This is a genomic window from Nocardia sp. NPDC051756 (genome assembly GCF_040681495.1).
Lineage (GTDB): Bacteria > Actinomycetota > Actinomycetes > Mycobacteriales > Mycobacteriaceae > Nocardia.
In genome coordinates this window covers 661,923-674,486 of record NZ_JBFAYV010000003.1, presented here as the reverse complement: position 1 = coordinate 674,486, position 12,564 = coordinate 661,923, and the positions used below count along the sequence as shown (strand labels likewise).

General features: G+C 67.8%; 13 protein-coding genes. 6 read left to right on the top strand and 7 right to left on the bottom strand.

All coding sequences use genetic code 11. The annotated features are described in order from the left end of the window. Positions 1 to 14 precede the first annotated feature (14 nt). The 3 genes from AB0M22_RS14750 (at position 15) to AB0M22_RS14740 (ending at position 4,034) form a co-directional block, all read left to right on the top strand. Positions 15 to 1,544, top strand: a complete 1,530-nt coding sequence (locus AB0M22_RS14750) for a serine/threonine-protein kinase (protein WP_364725725.1) — start codon at positions 15 to 17, stop codon at positions 1,542 to 1,544. Beyond that, on the top strand, positions 1,541 to 3,445 hold the full coding sequence (pknB, locus tag AB0M22_RS14745) for a Stk1 family PASTA domain-containing Ser/Thr kinase (protein WP_364725722.1): 1,905 nt from the start codon (positions 1,541 to 1,543) through the stop codon (positions 3,443 to 3,445). Before AB0M22_RS14750 ends, pknB begins: the two co-directional genes overlap by 4 nt. A gap of 169 nt (positions 3,446 to 3,614) precedes the next feature. Beyond that, positions 3,615 to 4,034, top strand: a complete 420-nt coding sequence (locus tag AB0M22_RS14740) for a CBS domain-containing protein (protein ID WP_364725719.1) — start codon at positions 3,615 to 3,617, stop codon at positions 4,032 to 4,034. On the opposite strand, the gene AB0M22_RS14735 is transcribed toward AB0M22_RS14740, so the two are convergent. After that, positions 4,031 to 5,143, bottom strand: coding sequence for a dihydrofolate reductase family protein (locus tag AB0M22_RS14735; protein WP_364725716.1), 1,113 nt, complete (start codon positions 5,141 to 5,143; stop codon positions 4,031 to 4,033). The two genes, AB0M22_RS14740 and AB0M22_RS14735, sit on opposite strands and share 4 nt — an antisense overlap. Positions 5,144 to 5,240: 97 nt before the next feature. After that, entirely contained in the window at positions 5,241 to 5,885 is a 645-nt protein-coding gene (locus tag AB0M22_RS14730; RefSeq protein ID WP_364725713.1) for an aminodeoxychorismate/anthranilate synthase component II, read from the bottom strand. Positions 5,886 to 6,058: 173 nt separating this feature from the next. Here AB0M22_RS14730 and crgA point away from each other — a divergent pair, with 173 nt between their 5' ends. Beyond that, positions 6,059 to 6,322, top strand: coding sequence for a cell division protein CrgA (gene crgA / locus AB0M22_RS14725; protein WP_150400480.1), 264 nt, complete (start codon positions 6,059 to 6,061; stop codon positions 6,320 to 6,322). Positions 6,323 to 6,442: 120 nt separating this feature from the next. Beyond that, the gene (locus tag AB0M22_RS14720; RefSeq protein WP_364725708.1) at positions 6,443 to 6,940 is read left to right on the top strand and encodes a PH domain-containing protein; all 498 of its coding nucleotides are present in this window, start codon (positions 6,443 to 6,445) and stop codon (positions 6,938 to 6,940) included. Between the two features lie 86 nt (positions 6,941 to 7,026). Here the strand turns inward: AB0M22_RS14720 and AB0M22_RS14715 are convergent, their stop codons facing one another. Both AB0M22_RS14715 and AB0M22_RS14710 read right to left on the bottom strand, forming a co-directional pair. Further along, on the bottom strand, positions 7,027 to 7,893 hold the full coding sequence (locus tag AB0M22_RS14715; protein WP_364725705.1) for a rhomboid family intramembrane serine protease: 867 nt from the start codon (positions 7,891 to 7,893) through the stop codon (positions 7,027 to 7,029). A 4-nt stretch (positions 7,894 to 7,897) separates the two neighbouring features. Further along, positions 7,898 to 8,425: a peptidylprolyl isomerase gene (locus tag AB0M22_RS14710; RefSeq protein WP_364725702.1), complete on the bottom strand. Its 528-nt coding sequence runs from the start codon at positions 8,423 to 8,425 to the stop codon at positions 7,898 to 7,900. A gap of 153 nt (positions 8,426 to 8,578) precedes the next feature. Here AB0M22_RS14710 and AB0M22_RS14705 point away from each other — a divergent pair, with 153 nt between their 5' ends. Continuing rightward, complete coding sequence (locus AB0M22_RS14705; protein WP_364725698.1) at positions 8,579 to 8,791, top strand: hypothetical protein; 213 nt, start codon at positions 8,579 to 8,581, stop codon at positions 8,789 to 8,791. Between the two features lie 3 nt (positions 8,792 to 8,794). Here AB0M22_RS14705 and AB0M22_RS14700 read toward each other — a convergent pair whose 3' ends face one another. From AB0M22_RS14700 to AB0M22_RS14690, 3 genes are all read right to left on the bottom strand, one after another. Beyond that, complete coding sequence (locus AB0M22_RS14700; RefSeq protein ID WP_364725695.1) at positions 8,795 to 9,643, bottom strand: ABC transporter permease; 849 nt, start codon at positions 9,641 to 9,643, stop codon at positions 8,795 to 8,797. Then, complete coding sequence (locus tag AB0M22_RS14695) at positions 9,640 to 10,644, bottom strand: ATP-binding cassette domain-containing protein (protein WP_364725692.1); 1,005 nt, start codon at positions 10,642 to 10,644, stop codon at positions 9,640 to 9,642. The genes AB0M22_RS14700 and AB0M22_RS14695 overlap by 4 nt, the downstream gene beginning before the upstream one ends. Positions 10,645 to 11,597: 953 nt before the next feature. Beyond that, positions 11,598 to 12,527: an acyl-CoA dehydrogenase family protein gene (locus tag AB0M22_RS14690; RefSeq protein ID WP_364725689.1), complete on the bottom strand. Its 930-nt coding sequence runs from the start codon at positions 12,525 to 12,527 to the stop codon at positions 11,598 to 11,600. Positions 12,528 to 12,564 lie beyond the last annotated feature (37 nt).

Genomic DNA, 12,564 nt, shown 5'->3' with positions numbered 1-12,564 from the left:
GTGAAGGTACGGGGATGCTGAACAACGGTGCGATGATCGCCGACCGCTACCGCCTGCAACGCCTGATCGCGACCGGCGGCATGGGTCAGGTCTGGGAGGCGCTGGACACCCGGCTGGACCGCCGGGTGGCCGTCAAGGTGCTCAAATCCGAGTTCTCCGCCGACCCGACGTTCCGGCACCGGTTCCGCACCGAGGCCAGGACTACCGCCCAGCTGAACCACCCTGGGATCGCCGGGATCTACGACTACGGCGAGACCACCGACCCGCAGGGCAGCGAAACCGCCTACCTGGTCATGGAACTGGTGCAGGGCGAGCCGCTGAACACGGTGCTGAACCGGCTCGGCCGGCTCTCCGTCGGCCAGGGTCTGGACATGCTCGAGCAGACCGGCCGTGCGCTCGACGTCGCGCACCGCGCGGGCGTGGTGCACCGCGACGTGAAGCCGGGCAACATCCTGGTGACGCCGACCGGTCAGGTGAAGATCACCGACTTCGGCATCGCCAAGGCGGTGGACGCCTCCCCGGTGACCAAGACCGGCATGGTGATGGGTACCGCGCAGTACATCGCGCCGGAGCAGGCGGTCGGCGAGGACGCCACCGCGGCCAGCGACGTGTACTCACTCGGCGTGGTCGGCTACGAGGCATTGGCCGGCACCCGTCCGTTCAGCGGCGACGGCGCGATCACCGTCGCGATGAAGCACGTGCGCGAGACGCCGCCGCCGATGCCCGGCGACCTGCCCGCCAACGTGCGCGAGCTGATCGAGATCACCATGGGCAAGGACCCGAAGGGCCGCTACTCGCGCGGCGGCGAGTTCGCCGACGCGGTGGCCGCGGTCCGCGCGGGACGTCGGCCGCCGACCCCGACCGGGGCCAACCCGTCGATGTCGATGACCGGTGCGACCCGGGTGCTCCCGCCCGGGCCGACCGTCGCGATTCCTTCCACGCCAACGGATTTCGACGGCGCGACGGTGCACTACTCCGCGCCGGCCGGCGCGGCCCTCGGCAACGCGGGCTACGGCAACGGCACCGGTGCGCCCGCGACGATGCTCAATACCGGCACCGGCGGCAACCAGGTCGCCCAGGGTGACGGCAAGCGCTTCACCCCCACGCAGAAGTGGATGGCCGCGCTCGGCGGCGGTGCGGTGCTGTTGCTCGCGGTCGTGCTGTACCTGATGTTCGGCGGCAACACGAACCCCGATTCGAAGGTGCCGCCGGTCACCACGTCCACCACGGCGCCCAAACCGCCACCGCCGCCGGTGACCAGCTCGACGACGCCGAAACCCGTTCCGCCGCCGCCGGTCACCACCACCGAAGCGCCAACCACCACCACCGAACCGCCGACGACGACGCCCGAGCCGACGACGACCACACCGCCGCCGAGCACGACCACGCCGCCGAAGACCACGAAGCCGTCGACGACGACTCCGGCCACGACTCTGCCCCGGATTCCCACCATCGACATACCATTTCCGGGGAACAACAACAACGGCCGGAGCCCCGCGGCCACCCCGAGCGCGCCCAATAACTCTTCGCAAGGACAACAATGACGACCCCGAAGAATCTCTCCTCCCGCTATGAGCTGGGCGAGATCATCGGGTTCGGTGGCATGTCCGAGGTGCACAAGGCCCGCGACCTGCGACTCAGCCGGGACGTTGCGATCAAGGTGCTGCGCGCCGACCTGGCCCGCGACCCCACCTTCTACCTGCGGTTCAAGCGGGAGGCGCAGAACGCCGCCGCGCTGAATCATCCGGCCATCGTCGCGGTGTACGACACCGGCGAGGCCAAGGTCGACGACGGCCCGCTGCCCTACATCGTGATGGAGTACGTCGAGGGCGACACGCTGCGCGATATCGTGCGCGGCCAGGGTCCGCTGCCGCCGCGCCGGGCCATGGAGGTCGTCGCGGACGTCTGTGCCGCACTGGATTTCAGCCACAAGGCCGGCATCGTGCACCGCGACATGAAGCCGGCCAACATCATGATCAACCGGGCCGGCGCGGTGAAGGTGATGGACTTCGGCATCGCGAGAGCGATCGCCGACAGCGCCAACCCGATGACCCAGACCGCCGCGGTAATCGGTACCGCGCAATACCTTTCGCCCGAACAGGCGCGCGGCGAGACCGTCGACGCGCGCTCGGACGTGTACTCCGTCGGCTGTGTGCTGTTCGAAATCCTCACCGGGGAGCCGCCTTTCACCGGTGACTCGCCGGTGGCCGTGGCGTACCAGCACGTCCGGGAAGACCCGCGGCTGCCGTCGCACGTGCATCCCGGCGTGCCGCGCGAGCTCGACTCGGTGATCCTCAAGGCGATGAGCAAGAACCCGGCCAACCGCTACCAGAGCGCGGCCGAGATGCGCGCCGACCTGATCCGGGTGCTCGGCGGGCAGAAGCCGATCGCCCCGATGGTGATGACCGACGAGGACCGCACCACCGTCTTCGGCTCGGACGAGCCCGCGCCGCGCAGCTACCGCACGGTCGAGCGCAACGACGACACCGCCGAGCAGGGGCCACCGGAGCAGGGCGGCCCGCGCCGCACGCTCTACATCGGGATCGCCGCGGCCGCCGGTGTCGCCGTGCTGCTCGCGCTGTTCTGGGTGCTGATCGGACCCGGGAGCAAGCCGGATCAGATTGCGGTGCCCGATCTTTCGGGCAAGACCTCGCAGCAGGCGACGGATGTGTTGCAGCAGGCGGGGTTCAAGGTCGCCATCCAGCAGAAGCCGGACAGCAAGGTCGCGACCGGCAATGTCATCGCCACCGCGCCGCTCGGCGGATCCCGGCAGGACAAGGGCAGCACCGTCACCGTGCAGGTCTCCACCGGCCCGGCCCAGGTTCAGGTGCCCAAGCTGGACGGGATGAGCCAGGCCGAGGCCGAGGTGGCGCTGCGCAACGGCAACCTGAAGATGGACCCGCAGGTGCAGAAGAAGCCGTCCAGCGCGCAGGACGTCGACAAGGTCATCGGGCAGGACCCGTCCGCGGGCTCCCGGGTCGACGTCGACAAGGCCATCGTCATCACCATCGGCAGCGGCCCGGAATCGGTCCGGGTGCCGAACGTGGTCGGCCAGGACATCGACGTTGCCAAGCCGAACCTGGTGGACAGCGCCGGATTCAAGATCACCATCCAGGAGGTGCCGTCCTCCCGGCCCAAGGGCGAGGTGCTCTCGACCAGCCCCGCGGGCGGCGCGAGCGCGGAGAAGGGGTCGACGGTCACCGTTCAGGTGTCCAGCGATCAGATCAAGATGCCGTCGCTGGTCGGGCTGACCGTCGCGCAGGCGGTGGACAAGCTGCGCGCGGAGGGTTGGACCGGCACGCAGAGCCAGATCAGCCAGTCGCCGCAGGGCACGTTCGATACCAGCAGCGTCGGCCGGATCCTGAGTCAGCAGCCGTCCGCGAGCGGGTCGATCCCGAAGAACGGGACCGTGGTTGTCGGCGTGGGTGTCCTCGGACCGCCCTGATACTCCGTATATCCGAGCCAGATCCAGGTGCCACGACAGTGAATGTCGTGGCACCTGGCTTTTCAGGCGGGATCAGTTAGGTCAAAACACCGACTGGTCGGTGTGCTTGGCGGCAGAATCGGACTTGCTCCATCCGATCAGCACTGCTGACTAGCGAGGAGGAAGGCCAATGACCACTGCCAGAGACATCATGAAACCCGGTGCCCAGTGGATCTCGAAAGACGAGACCGTCGGGAAGGCCGCCAGGGTGATGGCCGAACTCGGCGTGGGGTCACTCGTCATCGCCGACGACAACGACCGGATGTGCGGGATCATCACCGACCGCGACATCGTGGTGAAATGCATTGCCCAGGGCCGTTCCCCGGCCACCACGCGCGCCGCGGAACTCTGCGAGTCGACGCCGCGCTGGGTGGATGCCGATGCCGACGTCGAGGACGTGCTGGACGAGATGGAGAGCCACCGGGTCAAGCGGATGCCGGTGATCGACCACAAGCGCCTCGTCGGCATGATCAGCGAGGCCGACCTGGCCCGGCACCTGGACGACAATCAGCTCGGCGAGTTCGTCACGGCGATCTACGGCCGGCCCTAGCCTCCGGACAGATCGAGGTGGCGGTTCATCGCCATCGCCGCGTCGGCCAGCTCCGGAAGTTCGACCACCTCGACGCCTTGCTGGCGGAGCTTCTCCACGCCGACGCAGTTGGTCACGAAGGTCGCGGGTTCGCGCCAGGCCAGGACCACCCGGGGAATCCCCGCGCGCAGGATCCGGTCGGTGCACGGCAGGCGGGTCGCGGTGCCGCGCTGGGAACAGGGTTCGAGGGTGGTGTAGATCGTCGCGCGGGCCAGCCGGGGATCGTCCGCGTCGAGTTTGTCCAGCGCGGATTCCTCGGCGTGCACCTTCGCATCGGTCTCGCGTGAATATCCGGTAGCTATCTCGGTGTCGTCGGCCACGATGACCGCGCCGACGGAGAACGCAGTGTCGCTCGGTGGGCACAGTCGCGCGAGTTCGATCGCCCGCCGCATGTATCGAATGTCCTGGTCTACCTGGTTTTCCGACTTGGGCAGGTAGCGCAGGACGGCGACGTCACCGACCTGCGTGACGCCGGCCAGGCACATCCGGCGGTGCGGGGCGCCGGGATAGCTTGCGGCACCGAGGAATCGGGGCGCTCTGGGATCCCCGACCAGGAGCGGCGCGACGGCCAGGTGTAGTTCGTCCGCGAGGTCGGCGGCGAGGAACTCGGTGTGGATGCGGGTGCCGCCCTCGACCATGAGGCGCGCGACGCCGCGGCGGCCGAGGTCGTCCAGCAGCACAGCGAAGTCGAGTTCGGTGCCGAGGGAAACGACTTCGGCCAGGCCGGACAACCTGTCGGCTAGCCGCGCCGCACCCGCCTCGGTCGTGTAGACGAGTTTGTCGCCACCGTGATGCCAGAACCTCAGGTCCGGATCCAAGTCCCCGGTTGCCGTCACAGTGATCTTGAGTGGGAACTCCGGCTTGCCCGCGGCGGTCCGAGTCACCCGGCGCTCCGCACTGTCCACCAGCAACCGGGGATTGTCGCGCCGCAATGTCTCGGCGCCGATCAGGATCGCGTCGGAGTCCGCCCGCACCTGATCGACCCGATCGAAATCCGCCGCGCCCGACAACCGCAATCGCTCGGCGCTGGCGTCATCGATGTACCCGTCGACGCTTATCGCGACGGACAAAAGGACATAGGGGCGAGTCACTTCGAAGCCCGCCCTCGCTGAGCTTCACCGCGCGGGCACACTGCCGCGCCTCGTCCGCGCCGCCGCAGGCAATCCGTCACTGCAGCACCAGCGCGGCGACCTCCGCCTCCAGCATCTCCACCAGGCTCTCCGCCGGGCGTTCGCCGCAGACGCCGAGCCAGTTGGCCAGCATTCGGTGCCCGCCCTGGGTGAGCACCGATTCGGGATGGAACTGCACGCCGTGGATCGGCAGGGTGCGGTGCCGCATGGCCATCACGATGCCGGTCTCGGTGCGGCCGAGCACCTCGATCTCTTCGGGCAGCGTGTCTTCGAGCACGGTGAGCGAGTGGTATCGGGTCGCGGTGAACGGGTCGGGCAGGCCGGCCAGCACGCCGGCGCCGACGTGGAACACCGAGCTGGTCTTGCCGTGCAGCAGTTCGGGCGCGCGGGTCACCGTGGCGCCGAACGCCTCGCCGATCGCCTGATGGCCCAGGCACACGCCGAGCAGCGGGACATTGTGCGCGGCGCAGGCCCGCACCAGGTCGATGCTGGCGCCCGCGCGATCAGGGGTACCGGGGCCGGGACTGATCAGGATGCCGTCGAATTCGGTGACGACGGCGTCCACCTCAGCCAGGTTCGGGTCGTCGTTGCGCCAGACCACGGCCTCGACACCCAACTGCCCGAGGTACTGGACCAGGTTGAACACGAAGCTGTCGTAATTGTCGACGACCAGAACACGCATGGTCCGAGATTACGTCCCCGCACGCCGCCGCGTCGCATCCATTACCAGTTGGGATAGCCTAGACACACACCGGAGGGTGCCAGAGCCTCGTCCACTGCGGCGAGCGAGCTCCGCACGACCCACCCGCGCCTGCCCCGCCGGTACCGACCTGCACGCCGAAATACGAGGACGTCATGCCCAAGTCGAAGGTCCGGAAGAAGACCGACTACACGATCAACCCTGCCAGCCGGACTCCGGTGAAGGTGAAGGTCGGGCCGTCGCCGGTCTGGTACGTCACCATCATGCTCGGGTTCATGCTCGCCGGCCTGGCCTGGCTGCTCGTGTACTACCTCGCCGCCGACCACATCGGCTGGATGAACGATCTGAACGCGTGGAACTTCCTGATCGGATTCGGCCTCATGGTGGTCGGTCTGATCATGACGATGCGGTGGCGCTGACACCACATCTGGGTTGTTTCCGGTGAACCGGACACCACATCTGGGTTACAGACGTGTCATTCATACACACCTGTGGATGAACCTGTGGACAACTCGAGGACCGATTGGGGAAAGTGACGCGTGACACCGGATTCTCCTGATCCCCAGTCGGCAGATTCCGAGCCGCGCGACGCCACGCCGCCACTCGCCTGGACCACGCCGACTCCCGCGCTCGTCGCGGTCACCGGCGGCGGCCTCGTCCTGGCGGTCGCCGCGATCCTGGCCGGCGAAGCTGCCAGCCGGTTGCTCGTCGGGTTGGCCGCGGCCGGACTGTTGGTGCTCGCCGGACTGGGTTTCCGGCAGCGACCTCGGCTTTCCGTGGTCCCCGGTGCCGACCCGCGCATGGTTGTCCGCACTCTGCTCGGCGCCGACGAATACGCGCGCGATCAGATCATCCGGGCGCGGGTGGTGGACTATCGCCGCCTCGGCCGCAAGATGCCGATGCTGGAGATCGACGTCGACCACGACGGCGCCGAACGGCTGCTGATCTTCGGCCGCTGGGATCTCGGCACCCGGCCCGATGACGTCTACGACACCCTGGTCCACACCCTCCGGTTGTCGGGTGAGAGCACTCGCTGAGCCGTTTCGGCCAGAGTTATCCACAGGCTGGGCAGAACTTCGGCGCGGCTCCGCGTGTTTCACGTGAAGCCGCGCCGACGCTCGAATCAGGTCAGTGACATCGCGGTAGCGCCGATCACGCCGACCACCACCAAGGCGACTACCGCAACCGCGACCCAGCCGATGAGCCGGGCCGTATCTTGCGATTTCGCGCGCAGCCAGGTGGGCAGGAACAGGATGCCCAGCGTCGCGAGCGTGCCCGCGGCCAGGCCGCCGAGGTGCCCCCACAGCGAGATGCCCGGCAGCGAGAAGCTGATGAACACGTTGATGCCGATCAGGATCAGCATCTGATTCGGGTTCTGCCGCAGCCGGATCAGGATGACGGTGATCGCGCCGAACAGGCCGTACACCGCGCCCGAGGCGCCGGCGGTCGCGCTGTCCTGGGAGAACACCATGACCGCGGCCGAGCCGCCGAGCATCGACACCAGGTAGACCGCGAGATAACGCAGCCGGCCGAGCACCAGCTCGCCGTCCCGGCCGATCACATACAGCGCGAACATGTTGAGCAGCAGGTGGATCGGACCGTAGTGCAGGAAGCCGGAACCGATCACCCGGAACCACTGGCCGTCGGCGACCAACGGCGGGAACAGCACCCAGTCCGTGAACAGCGCCGAGGCCCGGTTGTTCACCAGGCTTCCGGCCTGCGCGGCGGTCACGGCGAAGACCGCGACGTTGATCGCGATCAGCGCGTAGGTCACGTACGGCAGCGACGCCCTGGCCACCGGCGCGCCGGCGACGGTACGCACCGGCGGCACGTCACGCTGCTCCTGTCGCAGGCAATCGACACAGTGCTGGCCGACCGCCGCGGGACGCAGGCATTCGGGACAGGCGGGCCGTCCGCAGCGCGTGCACGCCAGGCCGGTCGGACGTTGGGGATGGCGAACGCACGTCGGCGCAGGCGGCTGGGCGGTCATAAGCTCATTCGATCGTGATCTTGGTGATTTCGACGGATTCCAGGGGGCGGTCGTTGCGGTCGGTGGCCGTGGTGGCGATCGCGTCGACCACCTTGCGCGACTCGGGATCGACGACCTCGCCGAAGATGGTGTGCTTACGGTTGAGGTGCGGCTGGGCGCCGACGGTGATGAAGAACTGCGACCCGTTGGTCGCCGGCCCCGCGTTGGCCATGGCCAGCAGGTAGCCGCGGTCGAAGCGCAGTTCCGGGTGGAATTCGTCGCCGAACTCGTAGCCCGGTCCGCCGCGTCCGGTGCCGGTGGGATCCCCGCCCTGAATCATGAACCCGGCCATCACCCGGTGGAACACCGCGCCGTCGTAGAACGGGCCGGTGCTGCCGCCGCTCGCGTTCGCGGTGGTGTACGGCGCGGAACCGTCGGCCAGGCCGACGAAGTTGCGGACCGTCTTGGGCGCGTGGTTACCGAAGAGCGAGATCTTGATGTCGCCGCGATTCGTGTGCAGCGTCGCCACAGCGGTCTGATTCGGTGAGGTCACGCCGCAATGCTACGGTCCCGCCGCCAAGGAACCTCGGCGCACCGGCCGGTGCCGCCCGTGTCGGGTCGGTCGGATAGCCGAGTTCGGCAACCGATTCCGCGCCGCTGAGCTGGCGCTACTGCATGAACGGCCCGGTTGTGCCAGCATGGGCCAATGACCTTGGGGCCCCTACATGTATCCGCACGTACTCGTAACCGGCTCATCGTCGCGGCCGCCGTCGCGCTGGCGGGTGGCGTCGCGTGGCTGATACGCAGTAAGCGGCCGCAGCCGCCCGCGCCCGCCCCGGCGCCGCCGCGGATCGGCTACTCGCGCAACGGCTCCGCACCGGCCCCGGTCGCCGGGGCCGGCCTGGAGAACGGGCGCTGAACCTCAGCGACTGACGGTGTTCTTGTACTGACGGACCGCCAGCGGCACGAACACCACCATGATCACCACCACCCAGATCAGCGTGGTCACCTCGGGATGCCGCAGTGACCACGCGGTGGGTTCGGGCGCCAACGGACTGGTGTTGCCGAACAGATCGCGGGTCGCCTGGGTGAGCGCCGAGACCGGGTTCCATTCGGCGATCACCCGTAGTGCCGTCGGCAGCTTCTCACTCGGCACGAAGGTGTTGCCGATGAACGTCAGCGGGAAGACCACGATGAAGCTCGCGTTGTTGAACACCTCCGGCGCGCGGACCAGCAGGCCGACATAGGCCATGATCCAGGACACCGCGTAGGCGAACAGCAGCAGCAACACATAGGCCAGCACCGCGTCCAGGAACGAGCCGCGGATCCGCCAGCCGACCACCAGGCCGGTCAGCGACATCACGGTCAGGCTGACCACGTTGATCACCACGTCGCTGAGCGTCCGGCCGATCAACACGGCGGACGGTGCCATCGGGAGCGAGCGGAATCGGTCGATGATGCCCTTCTGCATGTCCTCGGCCAGCGCCGCACCGGTGAACGACGCACCGAACACCACGGTCTGCGCGAAGATGCCCGCGATCAAGAACTCGCGGTACCCGCCGGAGACGCCGGGCACGTCGATTGCCGCGCCGAAGATGTAGGCGAACAGCAGCACGAACATGATCGGCGAGAGCGTCGAGAAGATCAGCACGTCCGGCACCCGCCGGATCTTGATCACGCCGCGCTTGGCAATGGTCAGGCTGTCGCTGACCACCATCGACAGCCGATCGACGAGCGAAGGCCGGTCCTGTACCGAAGCCATCGTGGTCATCGGGTCTTTCCTTCCGCTGCTTCGAGCTTTCCGGCCGCACGACCGTTGTCGTTGACCAGTTCCTCCGCCTCGTGCCCGGTGAGGGTGAGGAAGACATCGTCGAGCGAGGGTCGGCGCAGGCCGACGTCGTGGATCTTGACGTCGTGCTCGGCCAGCTTGCCGATCGCCGCGACCAGCGCCTGCGAGCCGTCCGACACCGGGACGGTGATCCGGCGCAGCCCGGGTTCGACGTGAATCTCGCCGTCCGCCAGGCCTTTCAGCGCCTGCATCGCGATGCCGAGGTTGTCCGCGTGGTCCACGGTCAGCTCGATCCGATCGCCGCCGACCAAGGTCTTGAGCTCATCAGCGGTGCCGCGGGCGATCACCTTGCCGTGGTCGATCACCGCGATCGCGTCGGCCAGCCGATCGGCCTCGTCCATGTACTGCGTGGTGAGCAACAGCGTGGTGCCGCCCGCCACCAGCTCCTCGATGACATCCCACAGGTCGAGCCGGGCCCGGGGGTCCAGGCCGGTGGTGGGCTCGTCCAGGAACAGCACCGGCGGGTTCGCCACCAGCGCGCCGGCCAGGTCGAGTCGCCTGCGCATGCCGCCGGAATACGTTTTCACCGGACGGTCCGCGGCGTCACTGAGCCGGAACCGATCGAGTAGTTCGCGGGCGCGGGCTTTACTGCGTGGCACGCCCATGTGATAGAGCCGCCCGACCATTTCCAAATTCTCGAAACCGGTCAGATATTCGTCCACCGCGGCGTACTGACCGGACGCGCCGATCCGGGAGCGCAGTGTCCGTGGATCACGCAGCACGTCGATGCCCGCGACCGTCGCCCGGCCTTCGTCGGGCACCAGCAGCGTGCTGAGCACCCGGACCGTGGTGGTCTTACCTGCGCCGTTGGGTCCGAGCAGCGCGGTAACGGTCCCCTCCGGGACCGAGAGGTCGAGTCCGTCGAGGGCGACCAGATCGCCGTATCGTTTGACCAGTCCCTCGGCGACTATTGCGTCGGGCATGATTCTCCTGAGTTCGTGAGTTTCGTAGGATGTATTTTCCCGACGCCAGTGTTCTGAGGCCGGCCGAATTCGCTGGATCGGGACCGATTGCCGATACTCGAGTCAGTATTGCGCCACCCACCGACAATTTCATCCGATTTGTTCGGTTTCTCGATCATGAAAAAGGAACCACCCGGCATCGGCCACCTGACCACCCGGTGCGGAATCTCTCTACAATGTATAGAGTTTGCGAACCGCTGCCCACCCCCAAAATCTGCCGCGCCACCGGTCTGTGGACAGACAAAGGTCGCACCTCGATCCAGGCGGTGCTCGGGGGTGCCGGATCGAAGTGCGACCGGTTCGATACTCCCGCGCCGCACCCGGTCCGGTCGCGGGTAGCTGACTACTCGATTCGCCGCCGCACAATACTCATGCCCGGACGCGCCGACGCGAAATCGACCGAGCGCCTTGACCGCTCGATCGATGCGACTGCTCGCGACCCCGAGGAACACGAACACATGTTCGCACCGAGGTATGACAGATTTACCGGCCGTGAATCCGTCCGCCGAAACGACACGCGACGCCGCCCGTGCCCGACAAGCGCGAATCACCCATATCCGACAGCGATCCTCGCCACACAGCGACCGGTCGGCATGTTTTCTACCGCTGTCGCGGCCCCAGGTCCGACCCGGCACAAACTAGGTATCGACCTGCGCAACAGTGGTTTTGGCAAACAGCAGGCCACCCCCGAACAGTGCCCCGGCGGGGTGCCCCGAGTACCCGAATTGCCCCCGAACTAGCAGAAAGTAAGCCCACCCAAAAAATCTTGGAAAAGTGGCCCTCCCCACGCGCACACAATCGCGGATCATCGCGTAGGATCATTCAAGTCGGCCCCTCCCCCCCGGGCCGACCTTACGCGGGCCTCGGCTAACTCCCCCCCTTCGCCGAGGCCCGCTCCCCATTTCCGGACCAGGTCAGACGGCCTGATCCGGCTCGGGTCGCACTGATCGCCAGGCCGTTGCCAGCCGCAGATCGCGCACCCGGCCGGCGATCGCGAGCAACGGACGATCCCGCTCCCACCGCTCCCGCGTGACCGAATCCACCGACGCCCACAGGGAATCCAGCTCCGCCAGCAATCGGCCGACATACTCGAACACGCCACCCAGCGCGACGTGCACGCCCGGCGAACTCGGCGCATCGATGTCCAGCCCGCGCACCGCCGACACCGCGGTCAGCAGTTGTTGCAGCGCGGACTGCGGCCAGTCCGCCGCGCGCGCCACCCGGACCAGCCAGCCCAGCGCCGCCGCGAGCACGTGCACGTCCTCGATCGTGCGGAACGGCTTCAGGTAATCCAGGTAGCCGTCACCCGGCAACACCACTGCCGCAACATCAGTCAGCGTGACCATCGCATGCGGGATCTCCGGGGCAAACGCGGTCGCGGGCAGATTCATCACGCGCACCCCGGCCGCCTGCACGTCGACCATGGTGGCGCGCAACCGATTCCGGCCCGCCTCGTCCGCGCCGACGCTCGCGATCACCACCAGCCGGTGCGCCATAAGGCCAAGCGTGGCAAAGGTTTTCGTCCCGTTGAGCCGGACCGCGCCCTGGTCTTCGGTCAACGTCGTCTGAATCGCCGACGGATGCCCGCCACCCGCCTCGGTCGCACACAACGCGACCAGCTCGTCCGCGGGCAGATCCGGAATCAGCGTGCGCACCGCCTCCTGATAGCCGGACAGGAACGCGTAACCGAGCCGGTCCGCGCCGAAGCCGCCGGCCAGGGCGACGTCGACCGGTTTACCGAATCGGTTCGCGGCCACCCGATGTCGGGTCCAGGCCGCGGCGACATCGTCGAGCGGGGCCGCGGCGAGCGGTTCGGTCAGCAGGAAATCGAGCACGGAGTCCACTCGTGCACGGTAACCGGCGCCGGCCTGCCCGGCCCGC